Raw genomic sequence first — 21,756 nt, 5'->3', positions numbered from 1 at the left:
CCCGCCGCCCGCCGCCCGGCCCGGCGCGGGCGGCCACTCCCGACGCGGGCGGCCACTCCCGACGCGGACCCGCGCCGGCGATCCGGGGCCCCTCGCCCCGTCGTTGCGGCGCAGCGCCGGAGGGCTCGCCAGGTGCGCGGGTCAGAGCGTCGCCAGATAGTCCGGTACGCCGATGGCCGGGTCGAGGTCGTCCGCCGGGACCGGTGCCGCGTAGCCGCGGGTGAGCGGCACGATGCCGGTCCAGTGGGGGAGGCCGGCGTCCTCGGGCTCGTCGTTGGGGCCGCCGGTGCGCACCTTCGCGGAGACCTCGTCGAGATCGAGCCGGATCACGGCGGTCGCCGCGAGTTCCTTGGCGTCTGCGGGCCGGGAGTCGCGGGAGCGGCCCGGCACCACCTGGTCCACGATCGCGTCCAGGGCGAGCCGCCGCTCCTCGGGGTCGGTCACCGTCACGGCCGTGCCGTGCACCACCACCGAGCGGTAGTTCATCGAGTGGTGGAAGGCGGACCGGGCCAGGACGAGGGCGTCGACATGGGTGACCGTCAGGCAGACCGGCAGCCCCGGGTCCGCGCTCCTCGCCGAGCGCAGCGGCCGTGAGCCCGTCGAACCGTGGACGTACAGCCGCTCGCCCACCCGGCCGAACAGGGTCGGCAGGACCACCGGCGCGCCATCGCGTACGAAGCCCAGATGGCAGAGGTACGCCTCGTCGAGGATCGAGTGGACCAGCTCGCGGTCGTAGGAGGCGCGTTCCTTGGAGCGGGTGGGGACGGTCCGGGCGGTGGGAACGTACGGGGCCGCGACGCCGGGGCCCGGAACGTCGGTCTCCGTTTCCGGCCCGTCGGAAGCCGTGCCTTCGGGCGTTACGCGGTTCTGCATTGCGGACTCCATTGCACTAGTGCATAATGATGTTTGTGCTAGGAGAGTATCGGATCAGTGGGCGGCGCGCATCGGAGATTGCCGCCAGCATCGAGCGCGGCGTCGGCAGCGGAGACCTCCCGCCCGGTCATGTGCTGCCCCCCATGCGGGAGTTGGCCACGCGACTGGAGGTCAACCCCAATACGGTGGCGGCCGCCTACCGGACGCTGCGCGAACGCGGGGTGATCGAGACGGCGGGCCGCCGGGGGAGCCGGATCCGTTCCGCGCCGGCCAGTACGTCGCGCGGTTCGCTGCGGGTCGAGGCGCCGCCCGGTGTGCGGGACCTGGGCGAGGGCAATCCCGATCCGGCGCTGCTGCCCGATCTCGGGCCGGCACTGGCCGCCGCTGCCGCCGCCGACGCGGAGAGCCGCGGGCTGTACGGGCAGGCCCCGGTGGTCGCCGAGTTCGCCGCCCGCGCCCGGTCCGCGATGGACGCCGACGGGGTGCCCGGCGGCCCGGTCGCCGTGGCGTCCGGCGCCCTCGACGCGATCGAGCGGGTGCTCGCCGCGCACCTGCGACCGGGCGACGCGGTGGCGGTGGAGGATCCCGGCTGGGGCGGCATGCTCGACCTTGTACCGGCGCTCGGGCTGCGCCCCGTGCCGGTCGGGGTGGACGACTCCGGCCCGCTGGTCGCGGACGTGGAGCGGGCGCTGCGGGCCGGGGCGCGGGCCCTCGTCGTCACCGACCGGGCGCAGAACCCGACCGGCGCGTCGCTGGACGCGCGCCGCGCCCGCGACCTGCGCGCGGTGCTCGCCCGTCATCCCGACGTGCTGCTGATCGAGGACGACCACGGGCACGCCATCGTCGACCTGCCGCTGCACCCGCTGGCCGGGGTGACGGCCCACTGGGCGTTCATCCGGTCGGCGGCCAAGGCGTACGGCCCCGATCTGCGGGTCGCCGTGCTCACCGGGGACCCCGTCACGGTCGACCGGGTGGCGGGGCGGCAGCGTCTCGGGCCCGGCTGGGTGAGCCGGCTCCTCCAGCGGGCCGTGCTCCACCTGTGGACCTCGGACGCCGTCGACACCCGGGCGGTGGCCCGTTCCTACGGCGACCGCAGGGACGCGCTCGTCCACGCCCTCGCCGAGCGCGGCGTCGCGGCGTACGGCCGCAGCGGGATGAACGTATGGGTGCCGGTCAGCGACGAGACCGGGGCCGTCGCCCGGCTGCTCCACGCGGGCTGGGCGGTGGCCCCGGGCGCTCGCTTCCGGCTGGACACGCCCCCGGCGGTGCGGCTCACCGTCTCCCCGTTGGGCGCGGCGGACATCGGGCCGCTGGCGGACGCGGTGGCGGCCGCCGCGGGGCCGGCCCGTCCGGTCAGCTTCGGCTGAGGCAGGCGGCGGCCTCCGGGGGGTCCGGGAGGGCGGTGCGCGCGTCGCCGGGAGAGGCCGTGTGCGTGGTCGGCGTGTTCTCCGCAGGGGCAGGGGCAGGGGCAGGGGCAGGGGGCGGGGTTGCGGTCGAGGTGGCGGGGCGGGCGCGGCTCTGGGTGAGCGCCGCCCCGATGAGCACGATCAGGGCGCCGACCGGGGTGTTCCAGCTCAACTGTTCACCGAGCAGCGCGACACCGGCCGCCGTCGCGATCACCGGGATGAAGTAGGTGACCATCTGCGCCGTCGTCGGACCGACCTCCTGGACCAGGCCGTACTGCAGCAGCACCGCGAGGCCCGTCCCCAGGGCGCCCAGGGCGAGGACGGAGAGCGTCGGCAGAACGGGGAAGGACGTGGGGGCGGAGGTGAACAGAGGGGTCACCACCGCCAGTTGCGCCGTGCCGAGCAGAAGCTGACTGCCTGTCAGCGCCAGTGTCGACGACCCCGTCCCGGCCAGGGTGCGGCGGACGTAGATCCAGCCGACCGGGTAGCAGAACGAGGCGAGCAGCGCCATGCCCGTCCCCGGCAGGTCCAGGCCGGAGAAGCCCTGCCAGGCGCCCAGTACGGTGAGGACGCCGAGGAAGCCGACGCCGAGTCCGGCCACCCGGCGGCGGGTCGGCCGGTCCTCCGAGAGGGCGACCACCGAGAGAGCCATGCCCCACAGCGGTGAGGTCGCGTTGCAGATCCCGGCCAGCGTCGAGGGGATCGTCAGCTCCGCGTACGAGAACAGGGAGAACGGCAACGCGTTGAGGAGCAGCGCGGCGACCGTGAGGTGCACCCAGGTCCGGGCCGAACGCGGCAGCCGCTCCCGGCGCATCGCCATGGCGGCGACCAGGACCGCCGTACCGGCCAGCAGCCGGCCGAAGGTGACCTGGAACGGCGCGTACCCCTCGGTCCCGACCTTGATCAGCAGGAAGCTGAAGCCCCAGATGAGGGAGAGCGCCACGAACCGGACACGCCAGTCGAGGGCCGGTCGCGGGGTGGACGGCCGCCGGTCGGCGAGCGGAGCCCGTGCGGTCGCGGCCGGAGGCGGGAGCGGGGCGGTCGAAGCGGACGGTGCGGGCGGGGAGGGCGGTGATGCCGGGGGCGTGGCGGCCGGCTCGCGGGGGGCGCTCATGGGTTCAGCCTGACGAACACCTCCTCGTAGAACAAGCGAATCTTTCTGCGGTGGATCGCGTAGCATCGCTTACATGTTGAATCTGGAGCGGCTGCGCACCCTGGACGCCCTCGCCCGCCACGGCTCGGTGACCGGCGCAGCCGACGGGCTGCATGTCACGACGTCGGCGGTCTCCCAGCAGATGGCCAAGCTGGAGCGGGAGGTGGGGCAGCAGCTGCTCGCCAAGATCGGCCGCGGCGTGCGGCTCACCGACGCCGGACGGCTCCTCGCGGACCACGCGGCCCGGATCCTGTCGCAGGTGGAGCTGGCCCAGTCCGACATCGAGGCCCAGCGGGGCGAGGTGGTCGGTGAGGTGCGGATCTGCGCCTTCCCGACGGCGGCGCGCGGGCTGTTCCCCGCCGCGCTCACCTCGCTGCGCGCCGACCACCCCGATCTCACGGTCCACACGCAGGAGTTGGAACCGGAACGAGGGGTGCGCGCCGTCCTGCGCGGGGACATCGACCTGGCCGTCGTGCTCGACTGGAGCAACAAGCGGCTTCCCGTGCCCGGCGGGCTGACCAAGGTGGAACTCGTCGACGACGCCCCGGACATCGCCATGCCGGCCGGACACCCGCTGGCGGACCGTGACGAGGTGGAGCTGGAGGACTTCGCGGACGACCCCTGGGTGTCGTGGCCCGAGGGCGAATTCTGTTACGAGTGGCTGATGTTCACGCTGCGCTCCCGGGGCATCGAGCCGCGCATCGCGCATCTTGCGGGCGAGCACCACACGCAACTGGCGCTGATCGCCGCCGGGTTCGGCGTCTGCGTGGCTCCCCGGCTGGGGCGTGGCCCGGTCCCCGACGGGGTGCGGCTGGTGCCGGTGCGGCGGACGATGCGGCGGCACGTCCACGCGGTCTGGCGCACGGACGCGGACCGCCGCCCGTCGGTCCGAGCGGCGGTGAAGGCGTTGCGGGTTGCGGGGGAGGGCGTCATGGCTGCCGGGGGGTGAGCGGGGCCGGGGGTCTCCTGTGGCCCCGGCCCGTGCCCTCGCGGGCACCTTGCGTACGCGGGCGTCCGGGTGTTTCGGGTGTCCCGCGTGTCGTCGGAGGCCCGGTGTCAGGCGAGGTCGGCGAGTTTGCGGAAGTCCCAGGAAGTGATCTTCTCCGGAGTGAGCCGCAACCAGGCGTGCCGCCCGTCGTGCGGCATCTCCGTGATGCCGAAGTACTTGACCGGGAACAGCCCCTCGGGCCCGGCGAGTTCGGGACAGGGCTCGCCCGTGCGCGGCGCCTCGCCGACGAACTCCACCCGGCCCGTCAGCTCCACACCGCGCAGTTCCTCGTATCCCTCGCCGTCGTCGACCACCACCGCGATCCTGGGGTCCTTGAGCAGGTGCGACCAGCGCAGGCTGCGGGTGATGGAGTACAGCCAGAGGGAGCCGCCGTCCCAGAGGAACCACAGCGCGCCGATGTGCGGAGCGCCGTCGGAGCCGATCGTGGCGACCCGGCAGGTGCGCTGCTCGCGAAGATAGGCGTCCCGCTCCTCGGGGGTCATCATGATCCGACGGCCACGACGCTGCGTGCCCGAAGGGCTCGGAGTGTCCGACGCGTGCGGGGTGGCCGGGGCGTTCGAGGCGCCCGGGATATCGGTCATGGTCGTCCCCTCCGACGGCAGCTGATCAGCAGTCAGGAATCATGGACGCTCTTCCTTCATGACGCAATGGCCGCTACTCTCGCGTGCCCCGAGCCGTCCGAGAACGTCCGCACCTTCCGGAGGCGGACCGAGGGAGGAGCGCCCGTGCCGTCGAGGGAAGTGCCGGAGCAGCTCACCGCACTGCTTGACCCCGCCACCACCGTCCTCCTGACCGTCGAGTGCCAGCAGGGCGTCGTGGGAACGGACAGCGCCCTGCCCGAACTCGCCGCCGTCGCCCGCTCGTCGGGGGCGCTGGCCAACGTCGCCCGGCTCGTCGCCACCGCTCACGGCGCCGGTACGCAGGTGATGCACGCGGTCGCCGAGAGCAGGCCCGACGGGCGGGGCGGCAACCGCAACGCCCGGCTCTTCCGCGCCGCCGCCCGCCTTCCCGTGCAGCAGCACACCGGCAGCACCGCCGTCCGGGTCGCGCCCCCGATCGAGGTGGCCGAGGAAGACCTCGTCGTACGCCGGCTGCACGGTCTCTCACCCCTGGCCGGAACCGGTGTCGACCCGCTGCTGCGCAACCTCGGCTGCCGCACCCTCGTCGTCACCGGAGTATCGGCCAACGTCGCCGTCCCCAACGCCGTCTTCGACGCGGTCAACCTCGGCTACACGGTCGTCGTCCCGGCCGACGCCATCGCCGGCGTCCCCGCCGAGTACACCCCCGCCCTGGTCCGCAACACCCTCGCACTGGTCGCCACCGTCACCACGACGGACGCCGTCCTCCGCGCCTGGAGACGACCGGGCGCGCGGCCGGGGACGAGCCCGGTGGCCGGGCCGGGCTGAGGGGAGCGGCCCGACCCGTTCCATCGGGACGTGTTCAATACGTCAAGCCGTTCACCCGGTACTGCATCACCCGGTAGTTCCGGTTGTCGTACCACTGGCTGACCGCGATGTGGAGATCGTCGAGCCCGGAGCCCGGAACGATGAAGCCGCCGTACGGGCTCGCCACGGCGTTCCCGGTCTCCCGGCCGGGCACCGTGGGGACGATCATGGCCTGCTCCGCCGTGGTGAACAGGTTCGAGGTCGGCGACGCGAAGATCTGCGCACGGATGTCCAGCGGGCTCATGTTGAGCCAGGTCAGCGCGTACCGGCCGGCGACGGCCCGGAAGCAGATCTCGCCCCAGCGGCGCGGCGACGTGATGGTCGTCGGCGGGTTGCCCCAGCCCCAGGCCCCGCCCGCGTACCCCCACGGCTCGTAGGCTGCCGGATCGCCGGGGGAGTCCTGGCGGACGCGGTGGAGCAGCAGTCCGGAGACCGCTTCCCGGTTGAAGGCGGTGGAGAGGACGTACAGGTAGCCGTCGTCCGCGACCGCGTACGTCTTCTGCTGGAACTGGCCTCCGTGCAGCCCGGCCGGCCACTGGCACAGATACCGCCAGGTCCGGCCGCTGTCGTCGGAGCGCCAGAAGTCTGTGTGGTGGGTCCGGTAGATCACCCCGCGCATCAGGTGCATGTACATCGTCCGTCCCACCGTGAACACGTCGGAGGGGATGGCGGTGGTACCGCCCGTGTGTCCCTCCGGGACGAGGCCGACGGCGCGTGAACCCCCTACCGCGCCGTCGACCACGAGCGACCCGGGCGCCGCGTTCGACGAACGCAGCCCCACCGGCGACCGCCAGTCCGGCCCGCCGACACCACCCCCGTCGAAGGTGTCGCCGCACACGAACAGCATCGAGCCGTCGGGACACCGCGCCGGGATGCCGAGATCCGTCCAGGGCGCGGCGAACCGCCCGGTCAGCGCCGGGCCGGTCAGGTCCCGCACCTTCGCGCCGGTGACGCGCTTCGCGGCGGGCCCGGCGACCGCCCCGGGAGCACCGGCCGCCAGAGCCGCCGCGGCGACGCCCCCGGCCGCGGCGGAGCGCAGCAGCAGACGGCGGCTCGGTGCGTTCGGACCGTCCGGGCCGGGGGCCCGCCCGTCGTGCCGGGCGGGTCGCGGCGCGTGCTGTTCGGGCATGGGGGCTCCCGGGGTCGGCGGAGGGGGCGGGCGCGGATCAGGCCTTGCGGAGGCGGGCGACGATCCCGTCCAGGTCCCGGCGGAACAGGTCGGGGCGGACGAAGTGGCCGCCGGGCGCCTCGTGCCACTCGTGCGGGATGCCGGCCGCCCCGAGGACGCCGCGGAACTCCCGCTGCCCGGCCAGGACCTGGGTCTCGTTGACGGTGTCGAACCAGTTGACCGGGTCGGGGCTCGTCCCGGCGACCAGGAACACCCGCTTGTTCCGGTAACTCTCCACACGCTGAACGGGGTTGTCGGCGCTGACCCGGGCCTCGTTCCACAGCGGCGCGCCGTAGACCGTGCCGCCGCCCAACTCCACGGCCGCCGACGAGAGGTTGGCCCAGTGGGTGACGAGTCCCGCGTCGCGGCGCAGGCTGGCCGGGCCCGAGTGGGAGCTCACCGAGGCGAAGTGCCCGTAGTACTTGGCCGCGTACTTCAGCGCGCCGAACCCGCCCATCGAGAAGCCGGAGACCGCGCGGCCGTTGTACTCGGCGTACGTACGGAAGTTGGCGTCGACCCAGGGCAGGAGCTGGGAGATGTGGAAGGTCTCCCAGTTGCGGGGGCCGACGTTGGAGCTGACCGGGTTGGAGTACCAGCCCGCGGCCCCGCCGTCCGGCATCACAACGATGAGCGGCTTCCCGGCGGTCCAGGCGCGGATCCCCATCCGGTCGAACGTGATGAAGTCCTGGCCGGTGCCGCCGCCGTGGAACAGGTACAGCACCGGGTACCTGCGCCCACCGGTGTGGTAGCCGTCCGGCAGCAGGACGTTGACGCCGGGGTTCCAGCCGACGGCGTCGGTCGCGAACCGGAAGTACCGCATGCGCGGGTCGCGTTCGTCGCGGTCCACGATGCGCAGGCCGAACCCGTCGCCGACCGCGTGGGCGGCGGACGCCGACGCCAGGACGCCTCCCGCGCCGAGCGCCGACGCGGCGGTGATGCCGGCGGCTGCCTTGATGACGCCTCTGCGGGTGGGCCGGTGCGTGCTCAACATGACCTCCAGGTCGGGGAATGCGTCTGCCGGGTGCGGGCGGCGCTGACGGCCGCCCGCGCGACCGGGTGAATGCCGTTCGGATGGTGCCGGGTTCAGGCGCTGTAGCCCTTCGGCGGGATCAGCGTGGCCAGTTGGTCGAAGGAGAGCCAGTAGATCTGGTTGCCGCTGAACGACGCGGGGTCCGCGATGAGGACGGTGCGGTCGACCGCGTCGTAGCCGAAGACGGTGAAGTAGTGGTAGATCGTCTGACCCGGCGGATAGCCGGGCGGCTGGTTGCCGGGCGGGGCGACGATGTTGGCGACCAGCGGGTAGCCGCGGTCGACGTCGAACACGATGTCGTGCCACAGGAGGTCCCGCTGCGCCTGGGTGGGCGGGTCGTTCGGCATCTCCTTGGTCTCGTACCAGCCGCCGCCCAGACGGGCGTTGAGCACCCGGGTGATCTGGCCGATGTGGTCCGTGCCCGCCTCGGTGGTGCCGAGCTGCGCGGCCAGCTCGCCCTGGGTGGGCGCGGCCGTGCGGGCGGAGAGCGCGATGCGGGTCGCGGCGGGACCGCACCAGTAACCGGTCTGCTGGACCTGGTAGTCGATCTCCAGCCAGCGTCCGGCGCTCGTCCGCCCGGCGTCCACCCGCAGCTCGGCGCCCGGTTCGTCGTAGCCGGAGACGAGGGCCGTACCGGCCGCGGAGTCGTGGGCCCGCACGTCGACCACCGGGACGGCGGCAGCGGGGGCGGGGGAGGGCGAGGCGTGAGCGGTGCCGGGAAGCAGCAGGGCGCCGAGGGCGATGGCCGCGGCGGCGGGGACGAGTCTCGCGCGCATGAGGGCTCCTGTGGGGGCGGGGCCGTACGGGAACACCGGCACGGGACGCCGTGGGAAGCGTCCTGCCGGGTGCGGTGCTGTGCGGTGACTGGGATCAGCGTGGTGGCGTGGCGACGCCGGGCACAAGCGGTGTAAGCCCAGGCTTACGGGGGCGGGCCGGGCGCCCGGACGCCTCTGGCGCGAGAGCGGGAGACGCCCCCGGCCGCCGATCGGCGCGAACGGTGCGGCTTCGGAGCTACGGGCGGGGTTCGGCGCCCTGGCCGCGACCGGTGCGGTGGTCCTCCGCCGCCAGCAACGCACGTCCCTCGGCGGTCGCGAGGTGGAAGGCGCGTCCGCCGGTGCGGACCGTGGTGGTCAGACCCGCCGCGCGCAGCACGTTCATGTGCTGGCTCACCGCCGGATGGGTCACCTGGAGCATCCGGGCCGCCTCCACGGTGGAGCAGCCGCCGCGGGTGGCCCGCAGCAGGTCCGCGCGGGTCTGCCCGAGCAGACGGCCGAGAGGCCCCCGGCCCGTCGCGGGCCCCGCCGCGGCCGGAGGGGCCGCCCAGTCGGCCGTGTGGTGGATCGGGTGGACCAGGACCGGCGGCAGATCGCCGTCGGCCAGTGTGGTCGGGGCGGGCCAGCAGAAGAACGACGGCTGGAGCAGGAGACCGCGCCCGCCCAGCCGCAGGTGCTGGTCGACCGGGTAGGTGACCTCCAGCACGGGCGGCCGCCAGCGCACGTCAGGCCCGAGACCGGTCAGCAGCGCCTCGGTGCCGCCGTCCATCAGGTGCCGGGTCCGCAGCGCCCGGTCGGCCTCCAGATCCGCGCGGACGTGCTGCCAGTGCGGTACGAGGGCCTCCGCCTGGTAGGCGTGGAGCGCTTCGCCCAGCCGCGCGAGCGTATCGGTGTCACCGTCGGCCAGGGAGGACACCCAGGACGGGAGCCGGGCCGACCCGGCCAGCCGTGCCAACTCCGTCCGCAGGCGCCGGCGCGGGGTGCCGAGCAGGGTGTCGACGGCGGACCGGAGCGTGGAGCGGTCACCGCAGGCGGGGGTGAGGAAGTCGGGGGAGTACCCGTGGGGCGGCAGCAGCGGCGTGAGCAGTCGGCGGCTCTCCGGGAGCCGGGGGCGCACCCGTCGTCTCCAGGCGCCGAACACCCGCTCCCCGTCAGTGCGTTGGAGCGTCTGCACGCTGTTGGTGATCTCCCACAGGACGTCCGGCCCCGGAGCCACCCGCACCCGGGTCAGGTCCTCGGGCGTGAAGTGGATCCGCAGCATGGGCGCTCCATCGGAAGGCGGGGCCGGTGGCCGCCCCCGGCCGCGCGGCCGACGGGTCCGCCGCGCGAGCACCGGCGGAGGACTGGCCCCTACCCGGCCGCGCGGCGCGATATGCCGTGCGGGCCGTCACACCGGAGCCCTGTGAGCCCTCATGCCGAAGCCGTGCGGGAGGTCATGCCGATGCGGTGCCGATGGGGCGCCGGAGCCGTGCCGCCGTCACGCCGGAGCCCTGCGGGCCCTTACGCCGACGGGGCGCGACCGGCCGCCGCGGCCGGGCGCGCCCCATCCGATGTCCCCGGGCGAGCCCGGGCCCCGCCGTCTCAGGGCTTCCTGGCGACCGCCCCGTACATGGCGATGTCCCTGCCGTCGACGCCGTCCTGTTCCGGGCCCGGGCGCCAGGTGTGGACCTGGGTGACCGCCGGGTCCACCAGCTCCAGCCCGTCGAAGAACGAGGTGGCGGTGGCCAGGTCGCGCAGCGCCATGGGCATGCCCTGCTGGCGGTACTCCTCGGCCACGCGGCCCACCTCCTGGGGGGCGAAGTCGCCGGTGCCGATCGTCATCGCCAGATAGCTTCCGGAGGGCAGCGGGTCCAGGAGCCGCTGGACCAGGCGGCGGTCGTCGGGCGGCAGGATGAAGTGCATGATGCCGATCACCATGAGGCCCACCGGCCGTTCCAGATCGATGAGTTCGCGGAACTCGGTGCTCTCCAGAATGGCCTCGGGGTCGTGCATGTTCGCGTCCACATAGGCCGTGGCGCCCTCCGGTGAACTCTCCAGCAGGGCCCGGGCGTGCGCGAGGACGATGGGGTCGTTGTCGACGTAGACGACATGCGACTCCGGAGCCACCTCCTGCACGATCTCGTGCAGATTCGGCGAGGTCGGCAGGCCCGTCCCGACGTCGAGGAACTGGCGGACGCCCTGTTCCTCCGCCAGGTAGCGGGCGGCGCGGTGCATGAACCGGCGGTTCTCCAGCATGTGCACGGGCAGCGCGGGCCAGTGCCGGACCATGGCGTCGCCGGCCTCCACGTCGGCGGGGTAGTGGTCCTTCCCGCCCAGGATGTAGTCGTACACACGGGCGGAGTGCGCCCGTGAGCTGGCGAGTCCGCCCTGGCGTTCGTTCGGCGTGTTCATGCGGAGCCTCTCGTGTTCATGCGGAGCCTCTTTCGCCCGGGGCGTCGCGTCCCGGGCGGCCTTCTCGACGGTATAGACGGGCAACAGGGGGCGCAAACGAGGAGGCGGGCCCCCGCCGGGCCCGGCCCCCCAGCGGGCCCCCCAGCGGGCCCGGCCTCCGGCCCGGTCAGCGGTCCGGCCGCACCTGCAGGGCGATGACGGCGATGTCGTCGCGCCGGTGCTGCACGGGCGGCAGCAGACCGCGGATCAGGTCCGGCAACGGCAGGCCCCTGCGGGCCAGCGCGTCGGTGCGCGTCCGCAGCCGCCGCAGGTTGTCGCCGATGTCGGTGTCCGGCGTCTCCACGAGCCCGTCCGTGTACAGCACCAGGGCGTCGCCCTCGCGCAGGACCGCGTGGAGCGTGGTGCGGTCGAGGGCGTCGGCGACGCAGAGCGGCGGGTCCGGCGCCGTGAGCCCGTGCAGGTACCGCGACGGCTCCCCGGCCGGGAGCAGCAGGGGCGGCGGATGCCCGGCGTTCGACAGGGCGATCCGCCAGTCGCCACCGGCCTGCCGGCGCAGCACCGCGTGCACCGCCGTGACCATCGACGGGCTGTCCAGCGCCTGGACGACCCGGTCGAGGCGGCTCAGCGTTCCGGCCGGGCTGGCGGCCGGGCCGCTGTCGTAGGCGAGCCCCCGCAGGATGCTGTTGACGCGCCCCATCGCGGTGGCCGCGTCGAGGTCGTGGCCCGCGATGTCGCCGATCGACAGGGCGAGGGCGTCGGACGAGAGCCGGACGGCGTCGTACCAGTCACCGCCGACCTCCGCCGCCGAGTCGGCCGGATGGTAGAGCGCGGTGATGGTGAGACCGTCGACGGACGGCGGGGCCGCCAGGAACGACTGCTGCAGGGCGAGCGCCTTGCCGCGGATGCTCTGGAGCTCCATGGTCCGCCGCAGCGGGCCGCTCATCTGCTGGAAGACGTCCTGCAGCAGCGAGAGGTCCGCCTCGTCCGGCGGCGGGTTGCCCCGGCAGGTGGCGATGGTCGCCAGCGCGACCGTGCGGCCGTCGACGACGACGGGCAGCAGCGCCACGCCCGTCGCGCGGGCCTCCCGCAGCCACTGGACGGCGGCGCCCGAAAGACCGTCCTCGGGCGGCCCGTCCGGCGGGAAGACGACCAGCCTCGCCCGCTGGTTCTCGATGGCCTCACGGGCGATCGGACCCAGCAGGAAGTCCGGCTCCAGCGGAGGCAGGGGAGGCAGTCCGGGGGCCAGCCCCACCCGCTCCGGCGACGTCACGTCCGGCACCCGGTCGGACGGCCGTACGCCGAACTCCACCCCGTTCTGCACGCGGAAGACGGCCACGGCGTCGGCCAGCTCGGGCACCACGGCCGCCGCCGTCGTCAGGAACGCCTCGGACAGATCGTGCGCCGCCGGCACCGCCGCCATCCGGGCCAGCAGCTTCTCGCGCATCCGGGTCCGCCAGTGGCCCTCGGCGTCGGAGGCCGTTCCGACCCACTCCACCTCCCCGCCCTGGTCCACCACGGGCGCGGCGATGATCTTGACGTGGCGGAAGCGGTCGGGCGCGCCGTCGAGCCGTACCCGGACGATCGTGTCGAGCGGCGTCCGCCGCCGGGTGGCCCCGCGCCAGGCCCGCTGGAACCAGCCCCGGTCCTTCGGATGCACGGCGTCCATCCACGGGCTGCCGTTCTCCGGGCGCCACAGCTTCTCCGCGATGCCGCCCCCGGCCAACAGAGTGACGACACCGTCGGGCGACATCACCCACACCGACTGCGGCACGGCCGACATGAGCGCCTGGTACCGCCTGAGGAGATGTTCCTCGTTCACCGCCGCCTCCACCTCCTCGGGGCAGGCGGCACCGCGCCCCCGGCCAGGGGCAGCGGGCCCGGGCCGGGCGGGCAGCGCAGTGGATCATCGCCACTCATGCTCCGATGATCCCCCGCATCCGGGGCATCAGCACACCGACCGGACACCCTCCCGTCACCTCGCCGCCGGGCGCCGGCCGAGGAGGCGGGGACAGCGCACGCGTGACGCGCCGGGCGAACCGGCGGAGGGCCGCATCCCGGGTGGGATGCGGCCCTCCGCCCGACGACTGCCGGAACTATCCGGCGGCGCCTTCCCTGAGCGAGCGGGCGATGGCGCGGTCGTCGGCCAGAGCGCTCAGCCGGACGGGGTCGCGCTCGTCGTCCAGGACGACGGCCCGGACGACAGTCCCGACGGACGACTCCTGGTCACCGTCCGGCCAGTGCGGGTCCTTGGCGTTGACGATCTGACCCGCGGTGCCGTCGGGGAGCACCACGTCCAGACCCCAGGGGCGCACCGCGAGGACGCGCACGTCGTACTCGTGGTGGAGCGTCGGCGACATGTCGGTCGGTCTCCTCATGGCTTGGGAATCCAGGTCCGGTCGACGGTGAGGCGGTTGAACTCGGTCAGGCGCGAGTAGGGGATCTCCCACTCGATCCTGGGGGTCCCGTTCGGTCCCCCCCAGTCGTAGCGCTTGGCGTCATCCGCGAACTTCACCAGGAACTGCATGTCCATGTCGTACCGGTACATTCCGGAGGCGTACGTGCCGCGCCCCCAGTACTCGGCCGCGACGCTCTGCTCGCCGAAGTAGATCAGATCGTTGCCGCCCTCCACCCGGGAGGCGGGGTTCGGGCCGTGCAGCTTCTCGTACGCCACGTCCACGGTCTTCGGGGTCCGGAAGATGGGGAACACGCAGCCCGTGTCCGACTTCGGCTTGTCATCGGCCCGAGCGGCGGACCGCTGGACCGTCGACGCCTTCGAGGCGCCGGACTTGCCGCCGCCGGAGCCGCGGTCGCAGGTGGCCTTCAGCCGTTCCAGCTTCTCCTTGGCGCCGTCCAGCTTGTCGGTGAACGTGTCGACCTTCTTGCGGGCCTTGTCGACCTTCTCCAGGAACTCCTTGATGCCCCAGATGGCCTTGCCGATCCTCGGCAGCTTGCTCCCGATCTTCACCAGCTTGACCGGGCCGGCGTTCTGCACGATCGCCCAGATGCAGATCCCGATGTCCGGATCGTCGATGCACTCCATGATGTCTTCGGCGAAGAGCTCCACCAGGATCTCGGCGCCGTTGTCCTTGAGGTAGTCGAGCAGGTCCTGGCCGGAGAGGTTCCGGGCTGCTGCCAGCTCCTCCTCGCTCAGGCCGGCCTGCTCCAGCGCGTACGCCGTGGCGAACTGCAGGATCAGCTGCAGCAGGGCGTCGGTGCCGCTGCCGGGGTCGCCGCCCCCCTCGCCGCCGGGCTGTGGATCGGTGTACTTCGGGTTCTTCTTCGCGGCTTCGGCCAGCGCCTGGCGCTGCGCCTCACGTTCGGCCTCCTCGGCCCGCTCGGCCGCCTTCTTGGCCTCCTCGGCGTAGGATCCCGCGTTCTTGGCGGCCTCCTCCGCCGACTTGGCGTGCTTCTCCGCCGACTCGGCGAGTCTGCCCGCGTCGGCGGCGTCCTGCTCCGCCCGGGTGGCCGCACCCTGGGCCGTCGCGGCCTCGCGCTCGGCCAGGGCCGCCGCGCTGCTCGCGGCGGCGGCCTCGTTCTCCGCCCGGGTGGCGGCGGTGCGGGCGCGTACGGCCTCGACCTCCGCGGCCTCCGCCGCGTTGCGGGCGGCCGTGGCGTCGGCGAAGGCGCGCTCCGCCGCCTGACGGGCCAGCTTGGCATCGGCCTGGGCCTGGGCGTCGGCCTGGTTGGCGCGGCTCGCGGCCGCACGGGCCTTGGCCCCGTCCTCGGCCGCCTGGGCGGCGGACTTCAGCGCGGCGGCCGACGAACGCGCCGCGTCCGCGGCCGACCGGGCGGCGGCGGCAGCGGCCTGGTACGCCGGCGCCACCTCCGCGTTGGCCCGGTCCGCCGCCGCCTTGGCGGCGTCGGCGGCCCTGACCGCCTCCGCCGCACGGGACTCCGCCTTGGCGACCTCTTCCTGGCCCGTCGCGATGGCCGCTCTGGCGACCTCGGCCGCCAGGTCGGCTCCGATGTCGGTGCCCGAGAACGGCGCGGTGAGCGTGATGGCGGTGTCGGCCGGGTCGGCGATGCCGGCCGCGGTGGTACGGGCGGAGGCGGACGCCTGGACGGCGATGGACGCCTGGAGCTGGGCCATCGCGGCCTCGCTCGTCGCGCCGTCGGCCTCGTCGCGGGTGTGGTGGGCCGCCTGGAGCGCGTGGTTGGCGCGGATGGTGGCGAGCCCGGCGAGACGTACGGCCTCATGGGCGGCCATACCAGCCCGGCCCTCCTGGGCGGTGGCCTCGGCCGCCTTGGAGTTGGCGCGCGTGGCCGCCGCGTGGGTGGCCGCCGCCTCCCGCTGGGCCTTGTTCGCCGCGGCGTTCGCGGCGGAGGCGGCCGCCTCCGCCTTGGACGCGGCCGCGTTGGCCCGCGAGGCGTGTGCGGTGGCCTCGGTGGCGGCCGCACGTGCGCGTGCCGCCGCACCGGCCGATTCGATGGCCGCGGAGCGGGCGCGGACCGAGGCGTCGGTCGCCGCGTTCGCCGCGCTACGGGCCTGGGTGGCGGCCTGCTGGGAGGCGGCCGCGTCGCTGCGGGCGGCGTCCGCGGCCGCCCGGGCGGCATCGGCCTCGGCGGTGCCGCGGGTGGCGGCCTCCATCGCCTCCGTGGCGCGCAGCCGGGCCTGCTGGGCGTTGTTCGCCCGCTCGGCGGCCGCGGCCGCGTCCCGGGCCTTGCGGGCCTTGGTCTCCTCGCCGCGGGCCTTCTCGTCGGCCTGGGAGGCGATGCCCTCCTGCGTGGCGGCGCGGTCCCTGGCCTCGGACGCCTTCGTCGCGGCGGCCTGGGCCTCGGCGCGCTTGGCGGAGGCGGTACGCGCCTCCGCGTCGGCCCTCGCCCGGGCCTGGGCGGCGGCGGCCTGCTCCTGCTCGGCCCTCACCCGGGCGGCGGCGGCGAGGGTGCGCTCGTTCTCCGCGACGACCCGCTGCTCGGCGGCGATCTTCGCCTGCCGCTCGGCCTCGACCCGGGCGTCACGGGTCTTCTGCGCGTGCTCCCACGCCTCCTTCTCCGCCTTCTCCGCGTCGATGCGGGCCTGCCGGCCCTTCGCGGCGGCGGCAGCGGCGATCTTCGCCTGGGCCTCGGCCTGCCGGGCCATGGAGGCGGCGGCCTTGGCGTGCTCCTGGGCGTTGGCCCGCCAGGCCGCGGCCTGCTTGGCGTGCAGCTCGGCCTGGTTCTGCGAGTTGAGGCCGGCGGCGTCGGCGGCCGTGGCGTCGATCGCGTGCCGGGCCGTCTGGGCGGCGCGCGACGCGGCGTCGGCCGCCGCGGCCATGCCCGTGGCGATCTCGGACCACTGGACGCCGTAGGTCAGCCCGGTCTCCACCAGGATGTCGGCCTGCACCTTGGCCTGCCCGGCCGCCACCTGGGCCTGCTTGGCGGCCGTGTCGGCGAACCCGACCTGCTGGGTGGCCCGCTCCTTGACCGCCGCGTAGTCCGACAGCCGCTTGCCCGCCTTGTCCGCGGCCAGCATCCGGTCCGCCTCACGGGAGGCGGCGGCGGCCAGGCTCATGGCGTTGGAGGCGTTCTTCAGGGCGCGTACGGCGTCCCCGTGCACGGCGATGAGCTTGGTGCGGGCCCCGGCGGCGCGCGCGGTGTTCTCCGCCAGCTTGCGCAGCCGCTCCGCCGCCTCCAGGGCCTCCTTCTGCTCCTTCTCTCGGGCGGCCCGGTCGTCGGAGTCCTTCTGCGCCGCGACGAGGTAGCCCTTGTCGAGGAACTCCGCGATCACCTTGTCGTCCCCGGAGGCGAGGGCGACCTTGGCGGCCAGCTTCACCTCGGGGCCCCCGGTGGCGGCGAGCATCTCGACGCGCTTGCGGTTCTCCTCGGCGCGCTTGCGCTCGTTCTCCTCGGTCTCCTTGTCCCGCTGGCGCGCGATGTCCGCGCCGAAGGCGAGGAAGTCGGCGCGGTCCTGCGCGGTGCCCTTCAGCACCCGCTCGACCTCGGAGTTGAAGAACGGCCCGCCGGTGCCGCGCAGCGCCTCGATCTTCGTGCGGTTCTCGGCGTCCGCGGCCTCGCGCTTGTCCTTGGCCCGCTGACGTGCCTCCGCCTCGCCGCGCTCCAGGAAGTCCCGGATCGCGTTGGGGTCGCTGCTCTCCAGCGCCTTCCTGGCGGCCTCCCGTACTTCCTCCTCCTCGTCGAACTCGGCGTAGTCCTCGACCAGTCGCCGGTCGGCGTCGGCGCTGAGCCGGGCGAGCCCGGTGAGCGGGGGCGCGGGCGGGGCGGGGTCCTTACCCGCCGAGGCGAGCAGGGCGGCGAGCGACGTCACGGACACCGGGGCCCGCTCGGGCGCGGCGGCTTGGGCGGGGGTGGCGAGCCCGCCCAGCACCGCCGCGGCGGCCGTCATCGACACGGCCTTGACGACGGCCGACCGTAGGCGGCCGGGGCGTCGTGCGGCTCCGAGCCGGGGTCTTCCTCTCACGGGAACGTCCTCCTGGACATGCCGGGCCCCCGGGGAGGGGGCCCGGCCGGTGGAATGAAGCGAAGGGTGCGGGAAGGGGCGTTACGGGTCAGGAGGCGGCGGGCGGGACGACCTCCCACGCCGGGAACCGGGTCAGCAGGTCACGCCATTCGCCGTACCGGCCGTCGGGGAGGAGCTCGTTCCGCGCGTTCACCCTCACCTGGTAGCCGGCGGTGGCCTGCCAGGTGAACCACGCGCCGGCGGGCTTGTTCGGGACCCAGCCGTTCAGGTTCGGGCACCACGTGGCGCTGTCCTTGAACGCCTTGGTGTCGTTGTTCGCCCCCAGGACGACCGCCCCCTGGGCCGTGGTGCCCTTGAGGTAGTGGCCCGGCATGCTCGCGGCCTCGAAGGAGAAGCAGCCGGCCTGCCCCGCCAGCGAGGGCAGCACCAGCCAGGTGGAGTTCTGCCGCAGCGGCACGTTCTGCGGGGAGGGCGGCGGGCCGACGGTGACCGGCTGCCCGGCCGCACCGGAGTGGCGCAGCGTCAGCCAGCTCTCGGGGGTGGTGGTGACCCGCATGGCCAGCGACTGGCGCCGGGCCCGCTTCTGCCCGCTCTCCGAGAGGAACTCCGCCACCCGTACGTCACCGGCCGCCAGCGCGGCCTTCGCCGACGCCACCAGGTTCGGGGTGAACGGGCTCTGCTCGGCGGTCGCGAGGATCTGCCGGGCCAGCACCCGGTTGGCCTCCGCGACCTTCTCGCGCCGGGCGTCGTCGTCCCGCTTGTAGGCCGCGTCGGCTCCGGTGTGGATGAACGCCTGCCAGGCCGCCGCGTCACTGCTGAGCACCGCCTGCTGCGCGGCCCGGTACAGCTCGGACCCGTTCAGGTCGGCCGGGGCCATGCGCAGCATCTCGCGGATGAAGTTGTCGTCGGCGAGGTCGAGGAGGCTCTGGGTGACCGGGACCCGGAACAGGGCGGCCACGTTCTTGCGCGCCGCCTCGTTCCGGCGGCGCTCCGCCTCCTGCCGGTCCTTCTCCTCCAGCTCCTCCAACTCCTTGGCCACGTCCTTGCGGTGGGCCTCCCGAGCACCGTTGACGATGAACTCCCGCCAGGCGGCGGCGTCCGCCGCCAGCGCCCTGGCGGCTGCCGCGCGGACCTCCGGGCCGGACGCCTCGTGCCGCAGGACCGCCCGGACGAAGTTGTCGTCGCTCAACGCCAGCAGCTCAGGGGTGCTCGGGATGCCGATCACCAGCAGCGCCTGCTGCCGCGCCAGCCGTGCCGCGCGCTCGGCGTCCGCCTTGTCCCGCTCCCGCTGCTGGTCCTGCCGGTACGCCTCGTGAACGCCCGTCACGATGAAGGCGACGTGGTCGGCGGCCGCCGTGCTCGCCATCGCCCGCTCCGCCCCCGTACGCACCGAGTCCAGCTTCTCGCCGCCCTCGTCGGCCTTCTGCCAGAGCGCGTGGATGAAATCGTGGTCGCTGAGCAGGAGGACGTCCGGCGTCGGGTCCAGCCGGACGACGGCGGCGGCGTCGACCCGCTGGATCTCGGTGGTGCCGATGCCCGCGGCCGCCCGTGCCGCGGGCCCGGCGGGCGGTCTGCCGGAGGGTTCGGCGGAGGCGATGCCCTGACCGCTCACCGCGAGGGACACGGCGACCGCCGTCGTCGCCAGGGCGCCGCGGGTCAGTACGCCGCGCAGGGGTCGTGCGGAGCTTCTTCGCATACGAGTTCTTCCGTTCTTCGTTCGTGGGAGGCGGAGACGTCCGTCCGTGAAGGCGGAGACCGGAGCGCTTCTCCCGGCAGAACGGGAGCTCACGGTCGTCACCGGCTGCGGGGAGGGGTGCCCGGCCGTGGAGGCGGGCAGGGGTGAACAGCGCTCGACGACGTCGAGCGCCTGCGGGAAGACGCGGTCACCGTGGTGTCAACGGCGGTGCCACGAGGCGTACTTGAGGAAGGAGCCGCCGGGTGCGGCGCCCGCTCAGGAGTCGAGTGTCATCGCGGGAGTCCGCGGCCGTGTGCGCCGATGGCAGTGGCCTGCTCGTGTTGTCCGCAACGCTTCCCCCCGGAATGCAGCTCGCGCGGACGCCGTGAACGCGGGGGGCGAGGACGCGGTCCCCGGGCCGCGCGGTCGGGGCGCCCCGTCGGCCTTGATCGAGGCCGGCGGAACGACCCTAGCAGTCGGGATGATCATCGGAGCGCGGTTTTCGGGCGGGCTTGGCCGATATGCAGCGTCAGCTGTTCGGGCAGGGGAAGCGCACCCTCCAGGCCGTGGTACCGTCACCGACCGGCGACGTGAGCAACCCCGACGGTCACACCGGCGATCGGCGACGCGGGCGTTCCCGCCGGTCACGCTGTCGATCGGCGACGCGGGCATTCCCGCCGGTCACCGTGCCGGGCCGTTCCCCGCCCCGCGGCTGCCGCCGTTCTCCGCCTGGTACGGCACGACCGGGTACGGCACATGCGTCCGCCGGTCCGGGTCGATCGCCAGCCGGCCGCCCGCCGGGGGCCGGGCCCGCTGGGCGCAGTCGCGGCGTTCGCAGATGCGGCAGCCGAGGCCGATCGGGGTCGCCGCCAAGGGGTCGTCGAGGGCGACGCCCTCGGCGTACACGAGGCGGTGGGCGTGGCGGAGTTCGCAGCCGAGGGCGACGGCGAACTCGGAGCGTGGGGCGTGGTGGCCGTAGCCGCCCCGGGTGATCGTGCGGGCGACCCAGAAGTAGCTTTTGCCGTCCGGCATTTCGGCGACCTGGGTCAGCGTGCGGCCCGGCGCGGAGAACGCCTCGTACACCGTCCAGAGCGGACAGGTGCCGCCCAGGCGGGAGAAGTGGAAGTCGGTCGCGGACTGCCGTTTGGAGATGTTTCCGGCCCGGTCCACCCTCAGGAAGGAGAACGGGACTCCTCGGTGCCCGGTGCGTTGCAGGGTGCTCAGCCGGTGGCAGACGGTCTCGAACCCGACGCCGAAGCGGGCGGAGAGCAGCTCGATGTCGTAGCGGACGGCTTCGGCCGCCGCGAGGAAGGCGGCGTACGGCATGAGCAGTGCCCCGGCGAAGTAGTTCGCCAGGCCGATGCGGGCCAGCTCCGACGACTCGGGTGAGGTCAACTCCGTTGCCGAGTCAGCGAGTTCGTCCATCAGGGGGCGTTGCTCGAGGAAGGCCAGTTGGATGGCGAGCTGGAACGCCCGCTGGCCGTCGCTGAGCCAGGGGGAGAGGTGGAGGAGCCCGGTGTCCGGGTCGAAGCGGCGGGCGTCGGCGGTACGGCCCGGCGCCGCCTGGACGACGTGCACGCCGTGGCGCTCGGCGAGCAGGGCCGTGAGGGGGTCGGCCGTCCGGCCGGGCCGCGACGCCAGGGCCTGCGCCGTACGTTCGGCCGCCGTGTCCAGGGGGCCGAAGTGGTTGTGGTGGGCGTAGAAGAAGTCGCGGACCTCGTCGTGCGGTTCCGCCGGCGGCAGCAGCGTCCGCCCCGTCTCCGGGGAGGCGAGGGCGGCGGCCTGTTCGGCGGTCTCGCGGTAGCGCAGGTGCAGGGCGACCAGGGCGCGGGCCACCTCCGGGTGGTCGCGGGCCGCCTCGGCGATCTCCTCGACGGCCGGCACGGACACCCCGCACGCCTCGTCGGCCAGGGCGGCGCGCAGATCGGCGGCGAGACGGTCCTCGGCGGCGTCGGAGAAGAACTCCGCGTCCACGCCGAACACCTTGGCGATCTGGAGGAGCACGCTCGCGGTGAGCGGCCGCTGGCCCAGTTCGATCTGGTTCGCGTAGCTGGCGGAGATGCCCAGCGCGCGGGCCATGTCGACCTGGTTCATGCCGTGCTCGCGGCGCAGGCGGCGCAGCTTGGCGTGTGCGTAGACCTTGTGCTCGTTCGCTCGCCGGGCCATGGCTCCCCTCCTGGTCAACCGCCCTCCGGAGACGGGGCACGGGGGCGGACGCGGTTGCGAACTTAGCATCCGCCGTCTTCGCAGGATTCGCAGATTCGCCGCGGATTCCTGGTGGGACTCCGCAGCTTCGACCGGTGGTGGCGGGGCCGCCGAACGGGCACCGTCCATGGTGTCGGCCTGAGGGTCGACCCACCGACCCATCGACCCATCGGTCTGTCGGTCGGACGGCTCATCGGCCTGTCGGTCCGGTGGTCCCGGCCACGCGGCCCG

General features: G+C 74.1%; 16 protein-coding genes. 3 read left to right on the top strand and 13 right to left on the bottom strand.

The annotated features are described in order from the left end of the window. Nucleotides 1-141 precede the first annotated feature (141 nt). The gene (locus IF19_RS0132705; RefSeq protein ID WP_030119314.1) at nucleotides 142-873 is read right to left on the bottom strand and encodes a pyridoxamine 5'-phosphate oxidase family protein; all 732 of its coding nucleotides are present in this window, start codon (nucleotides 871-873) and stop codon (nucleotides 142-144) included. A 35-nt stretch (nucleotides 874-908) separates the two neighbouring features. Between IF19_RS0132705 and IF19_RS0132700 the strand changes: the two genes are divergently transcribed. After that, nucleotides 909-2,240 (top strand): aminotransferase class I/II-fold pyridoxal phosphate-dependent enzyme, encoded by a 1,332-nt coding sequence (locus tag IF19_RS0132700; RefSeq protein WP_030733108.1) that lies wholly within the window; start codon nucleotides 909-911, stop codon nucleotides 2,238-2,240. Here IF19_RS0132700 and IF19_RS0132695 read toward each other — a convergent pair. Further along, entirely contained in the window at nucleotides 2,227-3,393 is a 1,167-nt protein-coding gene (locus tag IF19_RS0132695) for a DMT family transporter (RefSeq protein WP_078625103.1), read from the bottom strand. The two genes, IF19_RS0132700 and IF19_RS0132695, sit on opposite strands and share 14 nt — an antisense overlap. Before the next feature lie 73 nt (nucleotides 3,394-3,466). Between IF19_RS0132695 and IF19_RS0132690 the strand changes: the two genes are divergently transcribed. Then, on the top strand, nucleotides 3,467-4,381 hold the full coding sequence (locus tag IF19_RS0132690; RefSeq protein WP_030119318.1) for a LysR family transcriptional regulator: 915 nt from the start codon (nucleotides 3,467-3,469) through the stop codon (nucleotides 4,379-4,381). A 107-nt stretch (nucleotides 4,382-4,488) separates the two neighbouring features. Here the strand turns inward: IF19_RS0132690 and IF19_RS0132685 are convergent, their stop codons facing one another. Next, nucleotides 4,489-4,926: a pyridoxamine 5'-phosphate oxidase family protein gene (locus IF19_RS0132685; protein ID WP_030119319.1), complete on the bottom strand. Its 438-nt coding sequence runs from the start codon at nucleotides 4,924-4,926 to the stop codon at nucleotides 4,489-4,491. 240 nt (nucleotides 4,927-5,166) lie between these two features. Between IF19_RS0132685 and IF19_RS0132680 the strand changes: the two genes are divergently transcribed. Continuing rightward, nucleotides 5,167-5,847, top strand: a complete 681-nt coding sequence (locus tag IF19_RS0132680; protein WP_030119320.1) for a cysteine hydrolase family protein — start codon at nucleotides 5,167-5,169, stop codon at nucleotides 5,845-5,847. Nucleotides 5,848-5,881: 34 nt separating this feature from the next. Here the strand turns inward: IF19_RS0132680 and IF19_RS0132675 are convergent, their stop codons facing one another. The 10 genes from IF19_RS0132675 to IF19_RS0132630 all read right to left on the bottom strand — a co-directional run bounded on the left by IF19_RS0132675 (nucleotide 5,882) and on the right by IF19_RS0132630 (nucleotide 21,486). Beyond that, complete coding sequence (locus IF19_RS0132675; RefSeq protein ID WP_078581043.1) at nucleotides 5,882-7,015, bottom strand: DUF4185 domain-containing protein; 1,134 nt, start codon at nucleotides 7,013-7,015, stop codon at nucleotides 5,882-5,884. A 37-nt stretch (nucleotides 7,016-7,052) separates the two neighbouring features. Continuing rightward, the gene (locus IF19_RS0132670) at nucleotides 7,053-8,042 is read right to left on the bottom strand and encodes an alpha/beta hydrolase (protein WP_030119322.1); all 990 of its coding nucleotides are present in this window, start codon (nucleotides 8,040-8,042) and stop codon (nucleotides 7,053-7,055) included. A gap of 95 nt (nucleotides 8,043-8,137) precedes the next feature. Next, on the bottom strand, nucleotides 8,138-8,860 hold the full coding sequence (locus tag IF19_RS0132665; RefSeq protein WP_030119323.1) for a C39 family peptidase: 723 nt from the start codon (nucleotides 8,858-8,860) through the stop codon (nucleotides 8,138-8,140). A 235-nt stretch (nucleotides 8,861-9,095) separates the two neighbouring features. After that, the gene (locus tag IF19_RS0132660) at nucleotides 9,096-10,118 is read right to left on the bottom strand and encodes a winged helix-turn-helix domain-containing protein (RefSeq protein WP_030119324.1); all 1,023 of its coding nucleotides are present in this window, start codon (nucleotides 10,116-10,118) and stop codon (nucleotides 9,096-9,098) included. 320 nt (nucleotides 10,119-10,438) lie between these two features. Next, nucleotides 10,439-11,248: an SAM-dependent methyltransferase gene (locus IF19_RS0132655; RefSeq protein ID WP_030119325.1), complete on the bottom strand. Its 810-nt coding sequence runs from the start codon at nucleotides 11,246-11,248 to the stop codon at nucleotides 10,439-10,441. Between the two features lie 166 nt (nucleotides 11,249-11,414). After that, on the bottom strand, nucleotides 11,415-13,067 hold the full coding sequence (locus IF19_RS0132650) for a SpoIIE family protein phosphatase (protein WP_030121588.1): 1,653 nt from the start codon (nucleotides 13,065-13,067) through the stop codon (nucleotides 11,415-11,417). Nucleotides 13,068-13,341: 274 nt separating this feature from the next. Continuing rightward, nucleotides 13,342-13,605, bottom strand: coding sequence for a hypothetical protein (locus IF19_RS0132645; RefSeq protein WP_030119328.1), 264 nt, complete (start codon nucleotides 13,603-13,605; stop codon nucleotides 13,342-13,344). A gap of 14 nt (nucleotides 13,606-13,619) precedes the next feature. Further along, a complete protein-coding gene (locus IF19_RS0132640) occupies nucleotides 13,620-17,645 on the bottom strand; it encodes a hypothetical protein (RefSeq protein WP_050501547.1) in 4,026 nt (1,341 codons plus the stop codon). A gap of 88 nt (nucleotides 17,646-17,733) precedes the next feature. After that, nucleotides 17,734-19,341 carry an AbfB domain-containing protein gene (locus IF19_RS0132635; protein ID WP_050494063.1) on the bottom strand — a complete coding sequence of 536 codons (1,608 nt, stop codon included), beginning with the start codon at nucleotides 19,339-19,341 and terminating at the stop codon, nucleotides 17,734-17,736. A 660-nt stretch (nucleotides 19,342-20,001) separates the two neighbouring features. Then, the gene (locus IF19_RS0132630; protein WP_030277950.1) at nucleotides 20,002-21,486 is read right to left on the bottom strand and encodes a short-chain fatty acyl-CoA regulator family protein; all 1,485 of its coding nucleotides are present in this window, start codon (nucleotides 21,484-21,486) and stop codon (nucleotides 20,002-20,004) included. Between the last annotated feature and the right edge of the window lie 270 nt (nucleotides 21,487-21,756).

It is taken from the genome of Streptomyces californicus, from assembly GCF_000717645.1.
Taxonomy (GTDB): Bacteria; Actinomycetota; Actinomycetes; order Streptomycetales; family Streptomycetaceae; genus Streptomyces; species Streptomyces californicus.
This window is presented reverse-complemented; position numbering and strand designations above follow the sequence as displayed.